We start from the raw sequence: 21,245 nt of genomic DNA on the forward strand, positions 1-21,245 counted from the left end.
GGGTGGTGAAATGCCGGAACGCCACACGGGCGCCGTACGTTTCCCGTACGGCGCCCTTCTCGCGTCGTAGAGTTGCGCGCACGCCATCCGCAAGATCGATCGATTACGAGGCTCTCCCGTGCGCCGACGTTCACTTCTCCTCGCCGCCGTTCCCGCAGGACTGGTCACGCTCGCCGGGTGCGGTGGCGGCAAGTCCGGCTCGAGCAAGACCAGTGTCTCGCCGTCGCCGTCGGTGTCTACGGTGCCTCCGCCGAAGATCGTGGAGGGGCCGTTGCCGGCGATCACGGCGGGCACCAAGTTCGGTGAGAAGCCGACCGTGGCCAAGGGGCCGGGCGAGCCGTCGGAGAACCTGACGGTGAAGACGGTGATCGCGGGCGGTGGGCGTACGGTCGCGGAGAACGACTTCGTCCAGGCGAACTATCTGGGTCAGATCTGGAACACGGGCAAGGTCTTCGACAACTCCTACGACCGCAAGAGCCCGCTGGTCATTCAACTCGCCCAGGGCAGCAGCATCGACGGCTGGCGGTACGGGCTGGCGGGCAAGAAGGCCGGCAGCCGTGTCCTGATGGCGGTGCCGCCCACCTGGGGCTACGGCAAGTCGGGTGAACCGCAGGCGGGCATCAAGGGCACCGACACGATGGTCTTCGTCGTCGACCTGATCGATGTCTTCAACTCCAAGAGCTCCTCCCAGGGCAAGCCGGTCCCGCAGACCGACACGGCGCTGCCGGAGGTCGCCACGAACACCGACGGCAAGGTTCCCAAGGTCACCATCCGGCAGCCGCACCCGCCGAAGAAGCTCGTGTCCACCTATGTCCTGGAGGGCGACGGTCCCGAGCTCAAGGCGGACCAGACGGTCCTGTGCCAGTTCCAGGGGCTGGTCTGGGAGAGCGGCAAGACCTTCGAGCGGACGTACGGCTCGGGGCGGCTGAGCCAGTTCTCGCTGGCGCAGATCCAGCAGGTGGTCCCTGGCCTGGCGCAGGGCCTGACCGGCAAGAAGGTGGGCAGCCGCGTGTTGGTCGTCGTACCGCCGGGGCTGGGCTACGCCACCACTCCGCCCGGCGGGGTCATCAAGAAGGACTCCACACTCGTCTACACGGTGGACATCCTCGCGGCGATGTAGCCGGTGGTGTCCGTGGCCCGTGGGGACGCCGGTGGTCCGTGGCGGGCTTCGGGGCTGCCGAGATGAAAGACTGTCCACGTTTCGTGTCGTACACAAGCAGGAGCTTTTGACGTGAGCATCGAGAAGCCCGAGATCGACTTCCCTGGTGGCGAGCCCCCGGCGGACCTCGAGATCAAGGACATCTGGGAGGGCGACGGGCCGGTGGCGCAGGCGGGTCAGACCGTCACCGTCCACTACGTGGGTGTCGCCTTCAGCACCGGCGAGGAGTTCGACGCCAGCTGGAACCGTGGCACTCCGTTCCGCTTCCCGCTGGGTGCGGGCCGGGTCATCGCGGGCTGGGACCGGGGCGTGCAGGGCATGAAGGTCGGCGGCCGTCGCCAGCTGACCATCCCCGCCCACCTCGCCTACGGCAACCAGAGCCCGACCCCGGCGATCAAGCCCGGCGAGACGCTGATCTTCGTGGTGGACCTGCTGGGCGTCTGATCCCCGCCCGGTCCCCTGTGATCCACACGTGATCCACACCTGATCGACCGGTCGTGTCCGACCGGTTCCGATCACCTGGGGCCCATGCCTGTTCGGGCATGGGCCCTCGGCTTTTGTCACCGCACCCGGGAGCGGTACGGTCATCGGTCGGAAGCACCATAGGAAAGGCGAAGGGCGTCGATGGCCATTGCCAAGGCCGAGCGGCTGATGAACCTCGCGCTGTGTCTGCTCGGCACACGGCGGCCTCTCAGCAAGCGCGAGCTGCGGGAGTCCATCGAGGCCTACCTGGAGGCGGGCTCCGACGACTCCTTCAACCGGATGTTCGAGCGGGACAAGGACGATCTGCGCGAGCTGGGCCTGGTCATCGCGACCGTGGAGAACGTCGACGGCGAGGTCGGCTACCTAGCCCGCCGCGACAGCAACCGGCTGCCGCCCATCACCCTGGACGCCGAGGAGGCCGCGGCGCTCGGTCTCGCCGCGAAGGTGTGGCAGCAGGCCCGTCTCGCCGGCGCGGCCAGCGGTGCCCTGCAGAAGCTGCGCGCCGCAGGCCTCCCCGAGGACGTCGACCCGTACGAGGCGCACGGCGCGCTGGAGCCGCGCATCCCGGTGCACGAGGCCGCCTTCGAGCCGCTGATGCTGGCCTGCCGGGACCGCCGCCCGGTCGTCTTCGACTACCGCAAGGCCTCCGCGGCCCGCCCCGAGCCCCGGCATGTGGAGCCGTGGGCGCTGGAGTGCTGGCGCGGGCACTGGTACCTGGCCGGTTTCGACCGGGACCGGGGTGCCGAGCGTGTCTTCCGGCTGTCCCGGATCACCGGCCGGGTCCGCTCGCGCGGTACGGGCTTCACCGCGCCCGTGCCCGATGTCGTCACCGTGCGCGAGACCGTGGCGAGCTGGGCGGGGGAGGTCGCCGACGGTACGGCGCTGATCCGGCTGCGTTCCGGGGCCGGTTACCCCCTTCGGGCGAAGGCCTCCATGGTGCGGGAACTCGGCGACGGCTGGGACGAGTTGGAGATTCCGTACGGGCACGGCCTGGACGCCTGGCTGGTGGAGTTCGGGCCGGACGTGGTGGTTCTGGAGCCGGCCGAGCTGCGCGCGGACGTGGTGGACCGGCTGCGTGCCGTGGCCAAGGGCTGAGGGGGAGCAGGACTGTGGCAGGCAAACCGGTCAGGCCCGTGAACGCCATCGACCAGACCCGGCGGATGCTCTCCCTGGTGACCTATCTCCGGGAGCGCCCCGGCGCCCGGATCGCGGACGTCGCGCGTGCCTTCGGCATCACCGAGGACGAGCTGGTCGCCGACCTCGATCTGCTGCCCATGTGCGGCACCAGCTTCCGCGGCGGTGATCTGCTGGACATCGACACCGACGGCGAGCGCATCTGGTGGCACAACCCGGCGGCGCTCGGCGAGGAGGCGGCCGAGCCGCTCAGACTGGCCGCCGACGAGGCCACCGCGCTGCTGGTGGCCGCCCGCGCGGTGTCGACCCTGCCGGGCCTGCGCGAGGGCGACCGTCAGGCGCTGCTGCGGGCCACCGCCAAGGTGGAGGCCGCTGCCGGTGAGGCGGCCGGCGCCAGCGCCCGGCTGTCGGTGACCTTCGAGTCCGAGGGCGGGGTCTTCGCCGACGTCGACCGGGCGATCTCCGAGCGCCGCCGGCTGTGGATCCGCTACTACTCCCCGGCCCGCGACGAGGTCACCGAGCGTGAGATCGACCCGATCCGCCTGGTCAGCGTCGGCCACACCTATGTGGAGGCCTGGTGCCGCCGCTCCGAGGCCCGGCGCACCTTCCGGCTCGACCGGGTCGCGGAGATCAGGATCCTGGACGAGCCGTCCGCGCCGCCCGAGGTGGAGCTGCGCGACCTCTCCGAGGCCCTGGTGCAGCCGGCCGCCGAGGACCCCGAGGTGGTGGTCGAGGTCGGCCCGGGCGGCCGCTGGGTGGCCGAGTACTACCCGCACGACAGCGCCGATGAGCTTCCCGACGGCGGGCTCCGTATCACTTTGCGCACCCCCGATCCGGCCTCCCTGCGCCGCCTGGCACTGCGCCTCGGCCGCGACGGCCGGATCGTCTCCCCACCGGAGCTGGCCGACAGCGCCCGCAGAGCGGCGGCGGAGGCACTGGCGGCGTACGACACGGCGTCGCAGTGAGGCAGCGCCCCCGAGGGCGCAGAGCTGTGTCGGACATGCGGCTTTGCCGCGTGGGCGCAGCCACGACGGCGTCGCGGGCGAAGCCGGCGATCGCTGCACGACCAGAAGAAGGAGCGAGGGCTGTGAGCGAGCGTGCGGGTGAGATGACGGTGGCGGCCGCCTTCGCCGGGATGCGGAGAGTGGTCCCCGTGGTGTTCAAGGCGGGCTGTCCCGACTGCCGGGGCCGCTTCGAGCTCGCCGCGAGCGCGCTGCGCCTGGCCATCGGCGCCACCAGCCGGACGACGTTCTACTCCTTCACCTGCCCCGAGTGCGGGGCCGCCGTCCGCAAGCCCGCCGGGGAGCGCATCGTCGAGCTGCTCACCGGTGGCGGGGTGCGCACGCTGCGGCTGCACAGCACCGTCTAGTCTCGACGTCATGTTCTGGCCGATGTTCGCGGTAGCGATGGGTTTCCTGGGTCTCGCGGTGCTGGGGGTGCTCGCCGTCCGGGTCTTCCTGGAGGCCCGGCGTCTCGGGCAGCAGGTCGCGGACTCCGCGCGCCGGATCAGCAGGGCGGCCGAGGATCTGGAGCGGGCCGCGGTCAGCGCGGCCTCTGCGGTGGACGCGCTGTAATACCCGCAGGACCGTGCGCTTTGGGTCACTTCGCCCTGTCACCCGACCGGCCCGTCCAGGTACGCTGGTGATCGCGGCCCGGATGACAAGGCGCGGTCCGCAGAGGGAGCGGTAGTACGCACGGGGATTGTCCTGTGTTCACCCCCGGGCGTTACGATCGCTGCCAGCACGATGCTCGGACACATGTCCGACCGGCCGGACACAGCCCGCCGCCCCGCCTCAGTGAGAAGGTGAAGACTATGTTCCGCAACGCACTTGAGCCGTGGCACCTGGTGCTCCTGGTTCTGGTGATCGTTCTCGTGTTCGGCTCGAAGAAGCTTCCGGACATGGCGCGCTCGCTCGGCAAGTCCGCGCGCATCCTCAAGAGCGAGGCCAAGGCGATGAAGGACGAGGGCAAGCAGCCCGCCACCTCTGCCCAGCCCGCCGAGGAGCAGTCCCCGGCTCAGCGCACGATCCAGGCCGCGCCCGGCGATGTGACCAGCTCCCGGCCGGTCAACGAGCCGACGGACACGACCCAGCGCTGACGCGAGGACCGGGGCATCCGGTCCGCTGCACGAGATGAGGATGTGGGTTGCCCAAGTCTGCCCGCAACAAGGAGAAGGATCCCGAGGGGCGGATGCCGCTCGCGGATCACTTGCGTGAGCTGCGCAACCGGCTCGCGAAGGGCGTCCTGGCGATCGTCGTTGTCGCGGTGATCTCGGCCTTCTTCTACAAGGACATCATCAACTTCATCACCCGGCCGGTGCTCGACTCGGTCGGTTGCGGGCAGACCTTCGGGCAGCTGGTCAAGACCAAGAACGCCCACTGCGCGCACATCACGGTCAGCGGTCTGCTGGGGCCGTTCACTCTGGCCCTGAAGACCGCGCTGACGGCCGGCGTCGTGCTGGCGGCGCCGGTGTGGCTCTACCAGCTGTGGGCGTTCGTCGCACCGGGCCTGCACCGGCACGAGAAGAAGTACGCCTACGCGTTCGTCGGTCTCGGTTTCCCGCTCTTCCTGGTCGGCGGCTACCTCGCCTACCACGTGCTGCCCGTGACGGCGAAGTTCCTGGTCGACCTCACGCCGAGCGGTACGGAGAACCTGCTCCCGCTGGACGAGCTCCTCGACCTGGTCACGCGCATGGTGGTCGTGTTCGGCCTCGCCTTCGAGATGCCGTTGCTGCTGGTGATGCTCAACCTCACCGGCATCCTGTCCGGCCGGCGGATGCTCGGCTGGTGGCGGGGCATGATCGTCGGCATCGCCGCCTTCGCGGCCGTGGCCACGCCCAGCCCCGACCCGGGCACGATGCTGGCGCTGGCGGCGCCGATCTGGGGACTGTTCTTCATCGCTGTGGGCTTCTCGCTGCTCAACGACCGCCGCCGGGCCCGACGCGAGGCGGAGGGCCCCGCCGACGACGAGGCCTCCGAGCTGGACCTCACCCCCGAGGACATCGGCGAGATCGAGCCCGTCGCGGCCAGCCGGGCGCTGCCCGAGCAGACGGGCACGGACCGGGTCAACGGCTACGACGACGTGACCTGAGCCGCCGCACCACAACCGCGCCGGATGCCCCCGCCCCCAGGGTCGGGGGCATCCGGCTTTGCCGATCAGCGCACGTTCCGGATAATGATCGTCCTGTTGTCAGTGGGGCCCGGTACGCTCGAAAGCACGATGACAGAGGACCTCTCTCCGGCCGAGCGGTACGCGGCAGCCCGCAGGCGGGCAGCCGAGCAGGCCACCGCGCTCGCGTCCTTCCGCGAGATGTACGACTTCGGCCTCGACCCCTTCCAGATCGAGGCCTGCCAGGCACTCGAGGAGGGAAAGGGCGTACTGGTGGCCGCCCCCACCGGCTCGGGCAAGACGATCGTGGGCGAGTTCGCCGTCCACCTCGCCCTGCAGCAGGGCAAGAAGTGCTTCTACACGACACCCATCAAGGCGCTGTCGAACCAGAAGTACGCCGACCTGTGCCGCCGCTACGGCACCGGCAAGGTCGGCCTGCTCACCGGCGACAACAGCGTGAACTCCGACGCCCCGGTGGTAGTGATGACCACCGAGGTCCTGCGGAACATGCTCTACGCCGGCTCCCAGACCCTCCTCGGCCTCGGCTACGTGGTCATGGACGAGGTGCACTACCTCTCCGACCGCTTCCGCGGCGCCGTCTGGGAAGAGGTGATCATCCACCTGCCCGAGTCGGTGACCCTGGTGTCACTGTCGGCGACCGTCTCCAACGCCGAGGAGTTCGGCGACTGGCTGGACACGGTCCGCGGCGACACCGAGGTGATCGTCTCCGAGCACCGGCCCGTGCCGCTGTTCCAGCACGTCCTCGCCGGGCGGCGGATGTACGACCTGTTCGAGGAGGGCGAGGGCCACAAGAAGGCCGTCAACCCCGACCTCGCCCGCCTCGCCCGCATGGAGGCGACCCGGCCGTCGTACCAGGACCGCAGACGCGGCCGTGCGATGCGCGAGGCCGACCGGGAGCGGGAGCGCAGACAGCGCTCGCGGGTATGGACACCGGGCCGGCCCGAGGTCATCGAGCGCCTGGACTCCGAGGGCCTGCTCCCGGCCATCACGTTCATCTTCAGCCGCGCCGCCTGCGAGGCCGCCGTCCAGCAGTGCCTGTACGCGGGCCTGCGGCTGAACGACGAGGATGCGCGGGAACAGGTCCGCGCCCTGGTCGAGGAGCGCACCGCCCACATCGCGCCGGAGGATCTGCACGTCCTCGGGTACTACGAGTGGCTGGAGGGCCTGGAGCGCGGTATCGCCGCCCACCACGCGGGCATGCTGCCGACCTTCAAGGAGGTTGTCGAGGAGCTGTTCGTCCGCGGCCTGGTCAAGGCGGTGTTCGCGACCGAGACCCTCGCCCTCGGCATCAACATGCCCGCCCGCTCGGTGGTGCTGGAGAAGCTCGTCAAGTGGAACGGCGAGCAGCACGCCGACATCACGCCCGGCGAGTACACCCAGCTGACCGGCCGCGCCGGCCGCCGGGGCATCGACATCGAGGGCCATGCGGTCGTGCTGTGGCAGCGCGGCATGAGCCCCGAGCACCTGGCCGGTCTCGCGGGCACGCGCACGTACCCGCTGCGCTCCAGCTTCAAGCCGTCGTACAACATGGCGGTCAACCTGGTCGAGCAGTTCGGCCGGCACCGCTCGCGCGAGCTGCTGGAGACCTCCTTCGCGCAGTTCCAGGCCGACAAGTCGGTCGTCGGGATCTCCCGCCAGGTGCAGCGCAACGAGGAGGGCCTGGCCGGCTACAAGGCCTCCATGACCTGCCACCTCGGCGACTTCGAGGAGTACGCGCGCCTGCGCCGCGAGCTGAAGGACCGCGAGACCGAGCTGGCCCGGCAGGGCGCCAACCAGCGGCGCGCCGAGGCAGCCAGCGCCCTGGAGCGGCTCAGGCCGGGCGACGTCATCCACGTCCCCACGGGCAAGTACGCCGGCCTGGCCCTGGTGCTGGACCCCGGCCTGCCCGCCGGCCGGTCCAACGGCCACCGCGGCCTCGACCACCTCGACGGCCCGCGCCCGCTGGTGCTGACCGCCGAACGTCAGGTCAAGCGGCTGGCGTCGATGGACTTCCCGGTGCCGGTCGAGCCGCTGGACCGGATGCGGATCCCGAAGTCCTTCAACCCGCGCTCGCCGCAGTCCCGCAGGGACCTCGCCTCCGCGCTGCGCACCAAGGCCGGGCACATCCCGCCGGAGCGGGCCCGCAAGAAGCGTTCGCAGGCCGCGGACGACCGCGAGATCGCCCGCCTGCGGACCGCGATCCGCGCGCATCCCTGCCACGGCTGCAACGACCGTGAGGACCATGCCCGTTGGGCCGAGCGCTACCACCGGCTGCTGCGCGACACCTCGCAGCTGGAGCGCCGCATCGAGGGCCGTACGAACACCATCGCGCGGACCTTCGACCGGATCGTGGCCCTGCTGACCGAGCTGGACTATCTGCGCGCCGACGAGGTCACCGAACACGGCAAGCGCCTGGCCCGGCTGTACGGCGAACTGGACCTGCTGGCCAGCGAATGCCTGCGCGAGCGGGTCTGGGAGGGGCTCAGCCCCGCCGAACTCGCCGCCTGCGTCTCGGCGTTGGTGTACGAGGCACGGGTCGGCGACGATGCGATGGCGCCCAAGCTGCCCTCGGGCAAGGCCAAGGCGGCGCTCGCTGAGATGGTCCGGATCTGGGGCCGGCTGGACGCTCTGGAGGAGGAGTTCCGGATCAACCAGACCGAGGGCGTCGGGCAGCGTGAGCCGGACCTCGGCTTCGCCTGGGCGGCGTACATGTGGGCCTCGGGCAAGGGGCTCGACGAGGTGCTGCGCGAGGCGGACATGCCCGCGGGAGACTTCGTGCGCTGGTGCAAGCAGGTCATCGACGTGCTGGGCCAGGTCTCCGCGGCGGCCCCCTTCGAGGGCTCGACCGTGGCGAAGGCCGCGCGCAAGGCCGTTGATCAGTTGCTGCGGGGAGTCGTCGCCTACTCGTCGGTCGGGTGATCTCCGGTTCGCCGGAGCGGACGACTGCATTGGGGGCCCTTTCGGGCCCCCATTCGCCTATCACGGTGAGTCACTTTCGCACGCCCGTACGCCGTGACCAAACGTGTTCGAATACGTGCTGAGCGTGTAAATGGAGCGAGCGTACTCCCGTCGCACGGGCGATTTCAGGTGCTTGCTGAATATGACACGGCGATGATCCGGTCGGACTAAGCTCGCCCGCGGCGCACCGAGTTGAGGTGAATTCGTGCGCCTGTTCCCAATCATGCGATAGATCCCGACAGTTCCATGAACCTTCCCCGCAAAAGCTCCCCCGACACCCAGCCGATTCATCCCAGAAGGCATCCATGGTGAGTGTTCAGAAGCCTCCCGGTGGCCGTGAACGGCCTTACGCTCGCGTGCTGTTGCCGCCGGCCATATTGATGGTCGCCGCGACCGGTGCGGCCATCGCCCTGGGGCCGGCGTCGGCCCGGATCGTCGTCGGCGTGGTCGGGGCCGTGGCCCTGCTGCTGGTCCTCGTCACAGGCGCGGAAGCCGCCCGCCGCGGCCGCAGACTACGCGAGGAACAGGCCGAGCACGCCCGTCACACCGCGTATCTGGAGCACCGGCTCGCCGCCCACGACGAACTGATCGGGCGCTTCGCGAGCGACATCATCCCGCACGGCCATCTGCGCCTGCGGGCCGGAGAACCGCTGCGGGACGTGATGGTCAACGGCTACGACGTCGACCCCGGACTGCGCAGCCTGCCCGACTCCTACCGGGAGATGTTCCGCGCCGCGATGCGCGGAGCCGAGCGCGAGATCATCATGCGTGACGCCACCGAGCAGTCGTTCGTGAGCGTCGCCCGCCGCGTCCAGGCGATCGTCCACCAGCAGTCCAACGAACTGCGGGAGATGGAGGAGGACCACGGCCGCAACCCCGAGGTCTTCGACGACCTGCTGCGCATCGACCACGGCACCTCGCTGATCGGCCGGCTCGCCGACACCATCTCCGTCCTCGGCGGTGGTCGTCCCGGCCGCCAGTGGCCGCTGCCGGTCTCCCTCTACAGCACGCTGCGCGGTGCCATGTCGCGCATCCTGGAGTACCGCCGCATCCAGCTGAACTCCATCGTCAACATCAACATCAAGGGCACCTCCGTCGAGCCGGTCATCCACGCCGCCGCCGAGCTCTTCGACAACGCCACCCGCTACTCGCCGCCCACGGCCAAGGTGCACGTCACCGCCACCGAGGTGCAGACCGGCATCGTCATCGAGATCGAGGACGCCGGGGTCAGCCTCACCGAGGAGTCCCGCGCCCGCATCGAGAAGATGATCGAGGACGCCAAGAACCTCGACGACGCCCACAACCTCGGCGACAACCCGCGCCTCGGCCTCGCGGTCGTCGGCCGCCTGTGCAAGATGTTCGACATGGAGGTCTCGCTGCGGGCCTCCGCCTACGGCGGTTGCCGCGCGATCCTCGTCGTGCCGCGCGTGATGACGACCACCGAGCCCGGTGTCGGCGCCGCCCACGGCATCGGTGCCACCGGCACCCCCATTCCCGCGCTCGGCGCGGTCGAGGGACCCAAGCGCCCGCCGAAGCGGCGCCGCCCCACCAGCCCCAAGATCCCGGCCGGGATCTCCATGGAGGACGACGTCCCGGTGGTCACCGAGTGGACGGCGGGCGGCCTGCCGCAGCGCCGCAGCCGGATGAAGACCCCGATCAGCCAGCGCTTCGCCGAGCAGGCCGAGATCGAGCAGGCCGAGCGCGAGGGCAGGCCCACCATCTGGTCGCAGCCCAAGCCGGAACCGGAGCCCGAGATCGACCCCGTGCGCAAGAAGCTCATGGAGCGGCCGCTCGGCCAGGGGATCGAGGACTTCTGGAACGGCCTGCGCAAGGGCATGCCCGAGGGCGCCACCGGGCCCGAGCTGACCGACTTCACGAGGCACCCGGAAAAGTACGTGCACCTGCTCAACGACTATGCGGACGAGCCCGTCGAGGGCACCACCGAGGCCGACGACGAGGGGGACCTCAAGTGATCCAGCAGCGAGGCAACATCGACTGGATGCTCAAGCAGCTCAACGACGGCGTGCCGGGCATCGAGATGATCGTGGTCCTCTCCGCGGACGGACTGCGCATCGCCCGCTACGGCGGCGACCCCGACGCCGCCGACCGGGTGGCCGCCGCCTGCGCGGGCGTGCAGAGCCTGGCCGGCGCCATCATCAAGGAACTCCCCGGCGCCGGCGACATGCAGGTCGTCGTCTTCGAGATCGACGGCGGCTACTTCTACCTCATGAACGCCGGCGACAACGCCTACCTCGCCGTACTCGCCGACGTCACCTGCGAGCCGGGCCGGATGAGCGGCATGATGCGCGACCTGGTCGTCCGGATCGGAGCCCACCTCACCAGTCCGCCCCGGCGGAACGGGCAGACCGTATGACTCCTCCACGACGCAAACGGCGCGAGCCGAAGCCCCCACCGCCTCCACCCCCGCAGCCACCGGCACCGGGGCCGGCCGACGGCGAGGCCGAGCCCAAGAACCCCGAACGGCTGTACACCGTCGCCGGATCCGAGGACGGCGCACGCGCCGAGCTCGACCTCGTGACGTTGATCGTGGCGCGCGACGCGCCGCACATGGCCGCCTCACCGGAGCAGGCCGCCGTCCTGCGGCTGTGTGCCAACCCCCTGTCCGTGGCCGAGCTCTCGGCCTACCTGAATCTGCCGTTCAGCGCGATGACCGTCCTGATCACCGAGCTGATCACGGCCGAACTGGTGCAGGTGCGCGCCCCGATCGTCCGCCGGGCGCTCCCCGACCGTTCACTCCTCGAAGCGGTGATGCATGGACTTCAACGGCTCTGACACCATCCCCGGACCACGCACCGAGGATCATCTGCCGCACACGGCCGAGACCGCGGTGAAGATCGTGATCGTGGGCGGCTTCGGCGTCGGCAAGACCACCATGGTCGGTTCCGTCAGCGACATCAGACCGCTGACCACCGAGGAGACCATGACCCAGGCCGGCATCGGCGTGGACGACAACTACGGTTCCGAGTCCAAGACGGCCACCACCGTGGCCATGGACTTCGGCCGCATCAGCATCACCGACAAGCTGGTGCTCTACCTCTTCGGCACCCCCGGCCAGGAACGCTTCTGGTTCCTGTGGAACGGGCTGTTCGAGGGCGCGCTCGGCGCGGTCGTCCTCGTCGACACCCGGCGTCTCGAGGTCAGCTTCGACGTCATGGGCCGGCTGGAGGAGCGCGGCGTGCCCTTCGTCGTTGCCGTCAACTCCTTCCCCGACGCGCCCCGTTACCCCGTGGAGGAACTGCGCACCGCGCTCGACCTGACCCCGGAGATCCCGATCACGGAGTGCGACGTACGCCGGCGGGCCTCCAGCAAGGACGTGCTGATGACCCTGATGCGCTTCCTGCACTCGATCGCCCTGTCCCGCGCCCTGATCTGATCCCCGGCCGACCGACCCCCACCCCCTTTCGTTCCGGAGCGACACCGTGACGTCTGAATCCCCGTCCCTGACCGACACAGACCCCACCCCCGGACCTCCGCCGGGCTGCCCCGCGCACCGCCTGGGCCCCGGCGGGCTGCACCGGCTCTACGGCCCCGACGCGGAGGATCTGGGCGACCTCTACGAGCGGCTGCGGGAACAGCACGGCCCCGTGGCACCCGTGCTGCTGCACGACGACGTACCGATGTGGGTGGTGCTCGGGCACGCCGAGAACCAGCAGCTGGTGCGCAGCCCCTCCGTGTACACGCGTGACAGCCGTATCTGGGGCCCGCTGACCGAGGGCATGGTCAAGCCCGACCACCCGCTGATGCCGCACATCGCCTGGCAGCCGATCTGCTCGCACGCCGAGGGCGACGAGCACCAGCGGCTGCGCGCCGCGGTCACCGCGGCCATGGAGACCATCGACCACCGCACGCTGCGCCGCCACATCGGCCGCCACACCCAGGGCCTGGTCAACAGCTTCTGCGAACGCGGCCGGGCCGACCTGGTCTCGCAGTTCACCGAGCATCTGCCGATGGCCGTGATGTGCGAGATCCTCGGCATGCCCGAGGAGTACAACGACCGGATGGTGCAGGCCGCCCGGGACGCCCTGAAGGGCACCGAGACCGCCATCCAGAGCCATGCCTACGTCATGGACGCGCTGAGCCGGCTCACCACCCGGCGCCGCGCCCGGCCCCAGGAGGACTTCACCAGTCACCTCGTCACCCACCCGGCCGGGCTCACCGACGACGAGGTCCGCGAACATCTGCGGCTCGTCCTCTTCGCGGCCTACGAGGCCACCGTGAACCTCCTCTCCAACGCGCTGCGCATGGTCCTCACCGAGCCGGGTTTCCGCGCCCAGCTCAGCGGCGGGCAGATGACCGTGCCGGAGGCGATCGAGCAGTCCCTGTGGGACGAGCCGCCGTTCAGCACCGTCCTCGGCTACTACGCCAAGCAGGACACCGAGCTGGGCGGGCAGCGCATCCGCAAGGGCGACGGCCTGCTCTTCGCACCCGCGCCGGGCAACCTCGACCCGCGCATCCGCCCCGACCTGTCCGCGAGCATGCAGGGCAACCGCTCCCATCTCGCCTTCGGCGGCGGTCCGCACGAGTGCCCCGGCCAGGACATCGGCCGGGCCATCGCCGACGTCGGCGTCGACGCCCTGCTGATCCGCCTGTCCGACATCCAGCTCGACTGTGCCGAGGAGGAGTTGACCTGGCGTTCGTCCATCGCCTCCCGGCATCTGGTGTCGCTGCCCGTGCGCTTCGAGCCGAAGCCGCAGCAGGACGTCAACGCGCTGCCGAGGCCCGTGCCGGTCCCGCCGCAGCGCACCGGGCAGCCCGGCACCGCGCACCTCGACCAGCCCGCCATGGAGCCCCGCCCCACCACCCCCCCTCCCGTCGTGCCCGAGCCCTACCCCACGGCTCCGCAGCCGGCGGCGCGCCGACGGGGCGTCTGGCGGCGGCTGCTGGACTGGTGGCGCGGGGAGTAACCGCGCCCCAAGGGCGGCCCGTCGCGGCTCTTCCCCCGGAGTGCTCAGCCCCGGGCCGCCCAGCCGTCGTACGACTCCCAGGCCTGGAGCACGCGTCCGCTGACGAACGTGTGCTCCGCGCCGGTGACCGGATCGGTGAACTCCAGCCTCCGCGCGAGCAGTTGCAGCGGGCGCCGGAAGTCGCCGGCCGGCACCGGGGCGGTCACCTCCGGATAGAGCGGGTCGCCGAGGATGGGCACACCGAGCGCGTTGAGATGCACCCGCAGCTGATGGGTCTGCCCGGTCGCCGGGACGAGCCGGTACCGGGCCAGCCCGCCGCGGTGCCCGGCCGCCTCGATATGGGTCTCGGCGTTCGGCTCCCCCTCTACCTCCCGGGCCGCCAGCACCCCGCGCTCCTTCACGATCCGGCTGCGCACGGTCCGGGGCAGGGCCAGCGCGGGGTCGTACGGCGCGACCGCCTCGTACTCCTTGCGCACCCGCCGGTCCCGGAACAGCGTCTGATACGCCCCGCGCTCCTCGGGCCGCACGGTGAACAGCACCAGCCCCGCCGTCAGCCGGTCCAGGCGGTGCGCGGCGGTCAGCGTCGGGATGTCCAGCTCGCACCGCAGCCGGGCCAGCGCGGTCTCGGCCACATGGCTGCCGCGCGGGGTCGTGGCGAGGAAGTGCGGCTTGTCGGCGACGACGATGTGCTCGTCGCGATGGAGGACGTGCACGGGGAACGGCACCGGCACCTCGGCGGACAGTTCGCGGTGGAACCACACGAACATCCCCGGCTCGTACGGCGCGTCCGGCGCCACCGCGCGCCCATCGGCACCGACGACCAGCCCGGAGTCGAACATCGACTCGATCATCCCGGGCCCGGCCCCCGTCAGCCGCTCCACCAGATGCTCCCGCACGGTGGCCCACGTCCCGCCGTACGGCAGCCGGACCCGTACGGGGTCGACCCCGTCGCGCTGGGGGAGCGGGGCGGGCGGGAGTGGCGTACGGCGTCTCATCGGGGTCAAGGGTACGAGGCGCAAACCGGTGGGCCGGCGGCCGTGCGGGGGGCAGGATGTCGATCATGCCGTATCTCAACAGCCCGGTCGTGCCGGCCGGCACCCTCGCCCGTGTCCCCCAGCCCAGCCTTCCCACCGGCGACGGGCTGCTGCTGCGCCCCTGGCAGGCGAGGGACGCGCCCGACGTGTACGCCGCCTTCCAGGACCCGCTGATGCACCAGTGGCACATCAGGTCCGCCGACTCCGAGGAGGAGGTCGCCGGCTGGATCGCGCAGTGGCAGAGCTGCTGGAAGGAAGAGCGCCAGGCCCAGTGGGCCGTCGTGGACGCGGGCACCGGCGAACTGCTCGGCCGGGTCGCGCTGCGCGAGATCGCGCTCGGCGACGGCTGCGCCGAGGTCGCGTACTGGACGGTGGCACGCGCACGTGGCCGCGGTGTCGCGGTCCGGTCCACCGCCACGCTGTCCCGCTGGGCGTTCGAGGAGATCGGTCTGCACCGCCTCGAACTCTCGCACGCCACCGCCAACGAGGCATCCTGCCGCGTGGCCGTCAAGGCCGGTTTCGCCGCCGAGGGCACCAAGCGCAGCGCCCTGCTCCATGCCGACGGCTGGCACGACATGCATCTGCACGCGCGCGTGCGGGGCGACTGAGCCCGGCGCCCGTTCGGCGCCGGCCGAGCATCCCGAGTGGGGCGAGGCCCTCGGTCGCGGGGGCGCGCTGCTCGCGCCGGCGATCGCGGCGGTGTGGCTGTCCATCCGCACCTTCCGCTCCTGCCAGCGGTCGGTGTGAACGCGCATGCCGTGCCCGGTGTGAAGATGGTCGGTGTGAACGCGCATGCCGTGCCCGGTGTGAAGATGGAGGACATGCCGTCCTACGACCTCGCGAACCGGCTCGTCGTCGGTGTCGCCTCCAGCGCCCTGTTCGACCTGCGCGAGTCGGACGCCGTCTTCCGCGAGCAGGGCGAGGAGGCCTACCGGGCCCACCAGGAGGAGAACGTGGACAACACGCTCCGCCCCGGGGTCGCGTTCGCGTTCATCCGCAGGCTGCTGTCGCTGAACGACCTCGGCGAGCCGGGAGACCCGCTCGTCGAGGTCATCATCCTCTCCCGCAACGACCCCGACACCGGCCTCAGGGTCATGCGCTCGATCGAGGCCCATGAACTGCCGGTCAGCCGGGCCGTGTTCATGCAGGGCAGGTCGCCGTACGCGTTCATGACCGCGCTGAACATGTCCCTGTTCCTGTCCGCGAACGGCGACGACGTACGCGAGGCGGTCGCGGCCGGCCTGCCGGCCGGGCATGTGCTCGGATCGTCGTACGCGGACGACCCGGACGACCCGGAGCTGCGGATCGCGTTCGACTTCGACGGGGTGCTCGCCAGCGATGCCGCCGAGCAGGTGTACCAGTCCGGCGGCCTGGAGGAGTTCCGCGCGCACGAGACCCGCAACGCGGCGACCCCGCACGACCCGGGACCGCTGCGGGACTTCCTCGCCGGTGTGAACCGGATACAGCGCCGGGAGGAGGAGCGGCGCAGGACCGACCCGGACCACCCGAGCCGGATCCACGTCTCCATCGTGACCGCGCGCGCCGCACCGGCCCACGAGCGGGCCGTGCGGAGCCTGAAGCAGTGGGGCGTCACCGTCAACGGCGCCTTCTTCCTCGGCGGCATCGACAAGAGCGCGGTCATGACCGTACTCAGACCGCACATCTTCTTCGACGACCAGGTGACGCACCTGCAGAGCACGTCCCGAACGACGCCGAGCGTGCACATCCCGTTCGGCAGGATCAACGAGACCTGAGCGGGGGCCGCGCTCAGGCCGCCGCCGCGCCGCTCTCCTGCTCGGCCTCGATACGGGCGTTCCACTCCCGCTTGGAGGCCTGCCAGCCGTCCTCGTTGTGGCCCAGGCGCCAGTAGCCGGAGATCGACAGGTCCTCGCGCGGGATGTCCAGCTCGACCCGCAGCAGCCGGCGCAGCTCCTTCACGAAGCCCGCCTCGCCGTGCACGAACGCGTGCACCCGGCCCTCGGGGAACTCAAGGGCGCGTACGGCCTCCACCAGCGCCTCGCCGACCGGCCGGTCCCCGCGGTGCAGCCAGACGACCGCCACATCGGAGTCGATCTTCTGCTCCTCCTCGGGGCCGGACACCTCCACGAAGGCATGCGCGCGGGCGTCGGCGGGCAGCGCCTCCAGGGACCGTGCGATCGCGGGCAGCGCGCTCTCGTCACCGGCGAACAGATGCCAGTCGGCCGCGGGATCGGGGGCGTAGGCACCGCCGGGGCCCAGGAAGCGCACGGCCTCACCCGGCCGCACCCGGCATGCCCACGGGCCGGCCAGGCCCTCGTCGCCGTGGACGACGAAGTCCAGGGTCAGCTCGCGGAGTTCGGGATTGAAGGCGCGCACGGTGTAGGTCCGGGTCACCGGCCACTGCTCCCGCGGGAACTCCGCGCGGATCCGCTCCAGGTCGAAGGGTTCCGGGTAGGTCACGCCCTCGGGGCCGAAGAGCAGCTTCACATAGTGGTCGGTGCAGGTGTCCGCCCCGAAGTCGGCAAGACCCTCGCCGCCGAGCACCACACGCTGCATGTGCGGGGTCAGCCGCTCGGTGCGGACCACGTGGGCGGTGCGGGGCTTGCGCGGCTTTCGTACCGGACGCTCTGCCATCACGGCCTCCTGCAAGATGGTTAGGTTTACCTAAGTTAGCATCTCGCCCTGCGGTCACACCTCTGTCCCGGACACCGGCGGTGAGCCTTTGCCGGAATATTCCGGTCACGCCTCGGCCGGCCCCACGGCGAGTGTGGCCAGCAGCCGCTGCAGGGAGCCGCCGAGCCCCCACCGCTCGGCCAGCTGCTCCAGGGCCGCCGGGTCCCGCGGCGCCCGCGGCACAGCCGTGTCGACGTCCGGCAGCGGTACGTCGTCCGCCACCCGCACCACCTTCGGCGCGACCGCGACATACGGGCCGGCCTCGGTGAGCCGCTTGCGCTGCGACGGCGTCAGCTTCGCCCCCGGTTCGTCGACCGCCGCCATGATCCCGGCCAGGTCACCGAACTCTGCCAGCAGCTTGGCGGCCGTCTTCTCGCCGATGCCGGCCACGCCGGGCAGGCCGTCGCTCGGGTCGCCGCGCAGTAGCGCCAGGTCCGCGTACCCCCGCCCGTCGACGCCATACTTCTCGCGCAGCACCGCCTCGTCGGTCAGCTGCAGGGTGCCGACGCCCTTCAGCGGATACAGCACCCGGATCCCGCGCGCGTCGTCCACCAGCTGGTACAGATCGCGGTCGCCGGTGACGATGTCCACCGGGCCGTCGGCGCGCGCGGTGAACGTGCCGATCACGTCGTCCGCCTCGTACCCCGCGACACCGACCCGGGCGATGCCGAGCGCGTCCAGCACCTCCTCGATGACCGGCACCTGCGGCGAGAGGGTGTCCGGCACCACCTCGACGTCCGGCGCGTCCTCGTGCTCCTCGGCGACGCGGTGCGCCTTGTAGGTGGGGATGAGGTCCACCCGCCACTGCGGCCGCCAGTCGGCGTCCATACAGGCCACCAGGTGCTGCGGACGGTGGTCCCTGACCAGTCGGTCGATGAAGTCCAGCAGTCCGCGCACGGCGTTCACGGGCGTGCCGTCCGGCGCCTTCACGGAGTCCGGGACGCCGAAATAGGCGCGGAAGTACAGCGATGCGGTGTCGAGCAGCATGAGTCGTCCGGTCACGCTCGCATCATGCCGTACGGCACCGACAGTCCCCGGTCGGCGAGCTCTCCGGAAGGGCTCCTCGCGGTGTCTTCGGTACTTCGGGCGCGCTGTACCGGGTACGGCAAGGATCCGGCCAACCACGTTCCGTGACGACCCTTGGCCCCGCCCCGCGCCCCCGCCCCTGCTGGTCGGCGTATTCGCACCCGCTCCGGATGCCGCCCAGGACCGGCCCGGGGCCCCGTCACGCTGGCGCGAACCGTGAGGGTGGCGGCTCGGCGGCATCTCGGGTATGTGACAGCAGCGTGAAACGGTTTGCCGAACATGCGTAGGGTGCAGAGAAGTCATCAGAAGAGGTGTGTCCCGACCCGGGCACCCGGACAGCGGCACGACGAGCGAGGGAGGGAGCCGGAGCGATGGGCGACCACAAAGAGCAGCCCGTGCGGGTGGGCGCGGCCGTGCGGCGGCGCCGCCGTGCCCTGGAACTGACCCTCGCCGTCGTGGCCGAGCGCAGCGGTCTGTCGGTGCCCTTCCTCAGCCAGGTCGAGAACGACCGGGCCCGCCCCAGCCGCGGCTCGCTGGAGAAGCTCGCCGACGCCCTGCGCACCACGGCCGTCGAACTCCTCGCCGCCGCCGACCCGGCTGCCAGCGTGGACGTCGTCCGCGCCGACCCGGTCGCCGAGGGCGACTTCCACCCCCGGACCCGCTCCCTGGTGCGCGGCCACCATCAGCTGCACGCCTCCGAGTTCACCGGCGACCACGACGCCGGCCGCGAGTTCCAGCACCGCAACGACGAGCTGATGTACGTCGCCGACGGCGCGGTGGAGATAGAGGCCGAGGGACGCGCGTATCGCCTCGGGCGAGGCGACACGCTCTATCTGACCGGTGGGGTACGCCATCGCTGGCGGGCGACGGTGCCGGACACCCGGGTGATCGTGGTGGCGGTCGCCGAGCACATCGAGGCCGTTCAGGACCGGTCCCGGTAGTGCGGGTCGTCTCACTGGTCCCGTCCCTCACCGAGGCGGTGGCCGGGACGCTGCCCGGCGTGCTGGCCGGGGCCACGGACTGGTGCACCCACCCGGCCGACCTTGAGGTCACCCGGATCGGCGGGACGAAGAACCCCAGGCTCGACCGTATCCTCGCCCTCGCCCCCGACCTCGTGATCGCCAACGAGGAGGAGAACCGCGCCCCGGACCTCGACGCTCTGCGCGGCGCAGGCCTCGAGGTGCTGGTCACCGAGGTGCGCAACGTTCCGCAGGCCTTCGCCGAGCTGGACCGGGTGCTCACCGCGTGCGGTGCCGAGGGACGGCCCCGCTGGCTGGAGGAGGCGGAGGCGGCCTGGGACGCGTTGCCGGAGCCGGTCGAGCGCAGGACCGCGGTCGTACCGATCTGGCGCCGGCCCTGGATGGTCCTCGGCCGGGACACGTTCGCCGGTGATGTCCTGGCCCGGCTCGGTGTGGACCACCTGTACGCCGGTCACCGCGACCGTTACCCCCGCGTTCCGCTGGACGAGGTGTGCGCCGCGGCCCCCGAGCTGGTGGTGCTGCCCGACGAGCCCTACCGCTTCACCGCCGAGGACGGCCCGGAGGCCTTTCCCGGCCTGCCCTGCGCCCTGGTCAGCGGGCGGCACCTGACCTGGTACGGACCGTCTCTGGCCGAGGCGCCACGGGTGCTGGCCGAGGCGCTGCGAGCAGCTCGCCGCTGAGCAGGCCGCGTACGGTGCCGGCGGCGGCAGCCAGCCAGGCTGCGGCGAGCAGGGCGTACAGGGCGACGGCCAGCGCGTCGTAGGCCGCGAGACCGGTGTGCCGGGCGAGCGCCATCGCGCCGGTGACGCACGTGCCCACCGGGAAGGTGAAGGCCCACCAGCTCATCGCGAACCCCATGCCCTGCCGGCGGGCCCGCACCACGTGCGCGGTCGCCAGCGCCAGCCACAGCAGCGCGAACCCCATGACCGGCACGCCGTAGAGGACGGCGAAGACGGCGAGGCCGCGCTCGTACAGGGGCGGTACGACCCCGGGTGCCGCGTCCGCGATCTTGCCGACCGCGGTGGTGGACTGCCCGAGCGGGCCGAGGACCAGGAACAGGGTCGGGGTGAGCGCGAGCGGCAGCGGGCCGGTGACCAGCCGGGCGAAGACCAGGGACAGCATCAGCAGCGTCGCGAGCAGGCTCAGCCCGAACAGGGCGAGGCAGGCCAGCAGCAGGGTCTCCCGGGGCTGGCCCGCCGGCAGATGCGGCACCAGCAGCGGGCCGAGCGCGGCCGACACCATGGGTGCGACCAGGGGCAGCAGCCAGGCGGGGGTGGCCTGCGCGGGCTGGACGCGGTGCCGTACGGCCATCAGGTACGGCAGGGCGACGGCGGCCGCGAGCCCGACGGCCGTACCCGCGCTGAACAGTACGGAGTCCAGGGCGACGGCCGTGCCGGTGCCGACCACCTCCTGCCCCGCCGTCACGGCACCGCCGCCGACCGCCAGCAGGGCCATCGACAGACAGCCGTAGAACGGGGCCATGGCCGGGTCCAGGAGATGGGCGCGGGCCTGGTCGCGATGGCGGGTCCAGTGCACGGCCCGGGTCGCCAGCAGGGCCACCAGCATGATCAGGGACAGCGCCCAGGCCCCGGCGAAGACGTCGCGCAGAGCTGCCGCGGGTGCGGGCAGCGCGACACCGGCCGAGCCGAGGATGGCGGTGCCCATGACGGCGGCGTACCAGTTGGGGCCCAGGTGCCGGACCCCGGCGGCACGTGGGACAGCGGCGGTGGACAAGGGCTGGGCTGCGGTGACCATGGTTTCACCGTGCCGCTGCCGTCTCGGCCTG

22 protein-coding genes and 1 pseudogene are annotated in these 21,245 nt (G+C 71.3%); 19 read left to right on the plus strand and 4 right to left on the minus strand.

The features are described from left to right. Positions 1–118 precede the first annotated feature (118 nt). From ACZ5NH_RS11750 to ACZ5NH_RS11815, 14 genes are all read left to right on the plus strand, one after another. The gene (locus ACZ5NH_RS11750) at positions 119–1,120 is read left to right on the plus strand and encodes an FKBP-type peptidyl-prolyl cis-trans isomerase (protein WP_468774531.1); all 1,002 of its coding nucleotides are present in this window, start codon (positions 119–121) and stop codon (positions 1,118–1,120) included. A gap of 111 nt (positions 1,121–1,231) precedes the next feature. Continuing rightward, positions 1,232–1,603, plus strand: coding sequence for an FKBP-type peptidyl-prolyl cis-trans isomerase (locus ACZ5NH_RS11755; protein WP_228618670.1), 372 nt, complete (start codon positions 1,232–1,234; stop codon positions 1,601–1,603). A 180-nt stretch (positions 1,604–1,783) separates the two neighbouring features. Then, the gene (locus tag ACZ5NH_RS11760) at positions 1,784–2,737 is read left to right on the plus strand and encodes a helix-turn-helix transcriptional regulator (protein WP_451551906.1); all 954 of its coding nucleotides are present in this window, start codon (positions 1,784–1,786) and stop codon (positions 2,735–2,737) included. Between the two features lie 14 nt (positions 2,738–2,751). Then, complete coding sequence (locus ACZ5NH_RS11765) at positions 2,752–3,741, plus strand: helix-turn-helix transcriptional regulator (protein WP_388626368.1); 990 nt, start codon at positions 2,752–2,754, stop codon at positions 3,739–3,741. A 143-nt stretch (positions 3,742–3,884) separates the two neighbouring features. Beyond that, positions 3,885–4,145, plus strand: a complete 261-nt coding sequence (locus tag ACZ5NH_RS11770; protein ID WP_388626619.1) for a hypothetical protein — start codon at positions 3,885–3,887, stop codon at positions 4,143–4,145. 10 nt (positions 4,146–4,155) lie between these two features. After that, positions 4,156–4,350: a hypothetical protein gene (locus ACZ5NH_RS11775; protein WP_388626366.1), complete on the plus strand. Its 195-nt coding sequence runs from the start codon at positions 4,156–4,158 to the stop codon at positions 4,348–4,350. Between the two features lie 239 nt (positions 4,351–4,589). Next, on the plus strand, positions 4,590–4,874 hold the full coding sequence (gene tatA / locus ACZ5NH_RS11780; protein ID WP_388626364.1) for a Sec-independent protein translocase subunit TatA: 285 nt from the start codon (positions 4,590–4,592) through the stop codon (positions 4,872–4,874). A 47-nt stretch (positions 4,875–4,921) separates the two neighbouring features. Then, entirely contained in the window at positions 4,922–5,866 is a 945-nt protein-coding gene (gene tatC / locus ACZ5NH_RS11785) for a twin-arginine translocase subunit TatC (RefSeq protein WP_388626362.1), read from the plus strand. Positions 5,867–5,950: 84 nt separating this feature from the next. Further along, the gene (locus ACZ5NH_RS11790) at positions 5,951–8,803 is read left to right on the plus strand and encodes a DEAD/DEAH box helicase (RefSeq protein ID WP_468774535.1); all 2,853 of its coding nucleotides are present in this window, start codon (positions 5,951–5,953) and stop codon (positions 8,801–8,803) included. Positions 8,804–9,147: 344 nt separating this feature from the next. Then, positions 9,148–10,815: a sensor histidine kinase gene (locus tag ACZ5NH_RS11795; RefSeq protein ID WP_388626358.1), complete on the plus strand. Its 1,668-nt coding sequence runs from the start codon at positions 9,148–9,150 to the stop codon at positions 10,813–10,815. After that, positions 10,812–11,216 carry a roadblock/LC7 domain-containing protein gene (locus ACZ5NH_RS11800; RefSeq protein WP_351242683.1) on the plus strand — a complete coding sequence of 135 codons (405 nt, stop codon included), beginning with the start codon at positions 10,812–10,814 and terminating at the stop codon, positions 11,214–11,216. Before ACZ5NH_RS11795 ends, ACZ5NH_RS11800 begins: the two co-directional genes overlap by 4 nt. Then, on the plus strand, positions 11,213–11,635 hold the full coding sequence (locus ACZ5NH_RS11805) for a DUF742 domain-containing protein (RefSeq protein WP_468774538.1): 423 nt from the start codon (positions 11,213–11,215) through the stop codon (positions 11,633–11,635). The genes ACZ5NH_RS11800 and ACZ5NH_RS11805 overlap by 4 nt, the downstream gene beginning before the upstream one ends. After that, the gene (locus ACZ5NH_RS11810; RefSeq protein WP_468774540.1) at positions 11,616–12,236 is read left to right on the plus strand and encodes a GTP-binding protein; all 621 of its coding nucleotides are present in this window, start codon (positions 11,616–11,618) and stop codon (positions 12,234–12,236) included. The genes ACZ5NH_RS11805 and ACZ5NH_RS11810 overlap by 20 nt, the downstream gene beginning before the upstream one ends. Positions 12,237–12,282: 46 nt before the next feature. After that, positions 12,283–13,767, plus strand: a complete 1,485-nt coding sequence (locus tag ACZ5NH_RS11815) for a cytochrome P450 (protein WP_468774542.1) — start codon at positions 12,283–12,285, stop codon at positions 13,765–13,767. 44 nt (positions 13,768–13,811) lie between these two features. Here ACZ5NH_RS11815 and ACZ5NH_RS11820 read toward each other — a convergent pair whose 3' ends face one another. Continuing rightward, positions 13,812–14,762, minus strand: a complete 951-nt coding sequence (locus ACZ5NH_RS11820; RefSeq protein WP_468774544.1) for an RluA family pseudouridine synthase — start codon at positions 14,760–14,762, stop codon at positions 13,812–13,814. 65 nt (positions 14,763–14,827) lie between these two features. On the opposite strand from ACZ5NH_RS11820, the gene ACZ5NH_RS11825 reads away from it, so the two are divergent. From ACZ5NH_RS11825 to ACZ5NH_RS11835, 3 genes and pseudogenes are all read left to right on the plus strand, one after another. After that, positions 14,828–15,409, plus strand: coding sequence for a GNAT family N-acetyltransferase (locus ACZ5NH_RS11825; RefSeq protein ID WP_468774546.1), 582 nt, complete (start codon positions 14,828–14,830; stop codon positions 15,407–15,409). A 10-nt stretch (positions 15,410–15,419) separates the two neighbouring features. Next, positions 15,420–15,548: pseudogene (locus ACZ5NH_RS11830) on the plus strand (ABC transporter permease); the annotation flags it as partial. 74 nt (positions 15,549–15,622) lie between these two features. After that, positions 15,623–16,555: a 5'-nucleotidase gene (locus ACZ5NH_RS11835; RefSeq protein ID WP_451551915.1), complete on the plus strand. Its 933-nt coding sequence runs from the start codon at positions 15,623–15,625 to the stop codon at positions 16,553–16,555. 13 nt (positions 16,556–16,568) lie between these two features. Here ACZ5NH_RS11835 and ACZ5NH_RS11840 read toward each other — a convergent pair whose 3' ends face one another. Beyond that, positions 16,569–17,414 (minus strand): siderophore-interacting protein, encoded by an 846-nt coding sequence (locus tag ACZ5NH_RS11840; protein WP_468774548.1) that lies wholly within the window; start codon positions 17,412–17,414, stop codon positions 16,569–16,571. A gap of 105 nt (positions 17,415–17,519) precedes the next feature. After that, positions 17,520–18,455, minus strand: a complete 936-nt coding sequence (locus ACZ5NH_RS11845) for a 5'-3' exonuclease (protein WP_468774550.1) — start codon at positions 18,453–18,455, stop codon at positions 17,520–17,522. A 395-nt stretch (positions 18,456–18,850) separates the two neighbouring features. On the opposite strand from ACZ5NH_RS11845, the gene ACZ5NH_RS11850 reads away from it, so the two are divergent. Both ACZ5NH_RS11850 and ACZ5NH_RS11855 read left to right on the plus strand, forming a co-directional pair. Further along, positions 18,851–19,420 carry a helix-turn-helix domain-containing protein gene (locus tag ACZ5NH_RS11850; protein ID WP_388626344.1) on the plus strand — a complete coding sequence of 190 codons (570 nt, stop codon included), beginning with the start codon at positions 18,851–18,853 and terminating at the stop codon, positions 19,418–19,420. Continuing rightward, positions 19,420–20,139, plus strand: coding sequence for a helical backbone metal receptor (locus ACZ5NH_RS11855; RefSeq protein WP_468774552.1), 720 nt, complete (start codon positions 19,420–19,422; stop codon positions 20,137–20,139). Before ACZ5NH_RS11850 ends, ACZ5NH_RS11855 begins: the two co-directional genes overlap by 1 nt. On the opposite strand, the gene ACZ5NH_RS11860 is transcribed toward ACZ5NH_RS11855, so the two are convergent. Further along, entirely contained in the window at positions 20,051–21,214 is a 1,164-nt protein-coding gene (locus tag ACZ5NH_RS11860; protein WP_468774554.1) for a TDT family transporter, read from the minus strand. The two genes, ACZ5NH_RS11855 and ACZ5NH_RS11860, sit on opposite strands and share 89 nt — an antisense overlap. Between the last annotated feature and the right edge of the window lie 31 nt (positions 21,215–21,245).

The organism is Streptomyces sp. NPDC031426 (genome assembly GCF_055581585.1).

What these genes read in the sequence shown, in the direction of transcription:
- ACZ5NH_RS11860 (WP_468774554.1), bottom strand. Translation starts at nt 21,214, where the DNA reads ATGGTCACCGCAGCCCAGCCCTTGTCCACCGCCGCTGTCCCACGTGCC.
- ACZ5NH_RS11760 (WP_451551906.1), top strand. Translation starts at nt 1,784, where the DNA reads ATGGCCATTGCCAAGGCCGAGCGGCTGATGAACCTCGCGCTGTGTCTG.
- ACZ5NH_RS11810 (WP_468774540.1), top strand. Translation starts at nt 11,616, where the DNA reads ATGGACTTCAACGGCTCTGACACCATCCCCGGACCACGCACCGAGGAT.
- ACZ5NH_RS11805 (WP_468774538.1), top strand. Translation starts at nt 11,213, where the DNA reads ATGACTCCTCCACGACGCAAACGGCGCGAGCCGAAGCCCCCACCGCCT.
- ACZ5NH_RS11775 (WP_388626366.1), top strand. Translation starts at nt 4,156, where the DNA reads ATGTTCTGGCCGATGTTCGCGGTAGCGATGGGTTTCCTGGGTCTCGCG.
- ACZ5NH_RS11825 (WP_468774546.1), top strand. Translation starts at nt 14,828, where the DNA reads ATGCCGTATCTCAACAGCCCGGTCGTGCCGGCCGGCACCCTCGCCCGT.
- ACZ5NH_RS11850 (WP_388626344.1), top strand. Translation starts at nt 18,851, where the DNA reads ATGGGCGACCACAAAGAGCAGCCCGTGCGGGTGGGCGCGGCCGTGCGG.
- tatA (WP_388626364.1), top strand. Translation starts at nt 4,590, where the DNA reads ATGTTCCGCAACGCACTTGAGCCGTGGCACCTGGTGCTCCTGGTTCTG.
- ACZ5NH_RS11840 (WP_468774548.1), bottom strand. Translation starts at nt 17,414, where the DNA reads ATGGCAGAGCGTCCGGTACGAAAGCCGCGCAAGCCCCGCACCGCCCAC.
- ACZ5NH_RS11790 (WP_468774535.1), top strand. Translation starts at nt 5,951, where the DNA reads ATGATCGTCCTGTTGTCAGTGGGGCCCGGTACGCTCGAAAGCACGATG.
- ACZ5NH_RS11770 (WP_388626619.1), top strand. Translation starts at nt 3,885, where the DNA reads ATGACGGTGGCGGCCGCCTTCGCCGGGATGCGGAGAGTGGTCCCCGTG.
- ACZ5NH_RS11795 (WP_388626358.1), top strand. Translation starts at nt 9,148, where the DNA reads ATGGTGAGTGTTCAGAAGCCTCCCGGTGGCCGTGAACGGCCTTACGCT.
- ACZ5NH_RS11820 (WP_468774544.1), bottom strand. Translation starts at nt 14,762, where the DNA reads ATGAGACGCCGTACGCCACTCCCGCCCGCCCCGCTCCCCCAGCGCGAC.
- ACZ5NH_RS11835 (WP_451551915.1), top strand. Translation starts at nt 15,623, where the DNA reads ATGCCGTCCTACGACCTCGCGAACCGGCTCGTCGTCGGTGTCGCCTCC.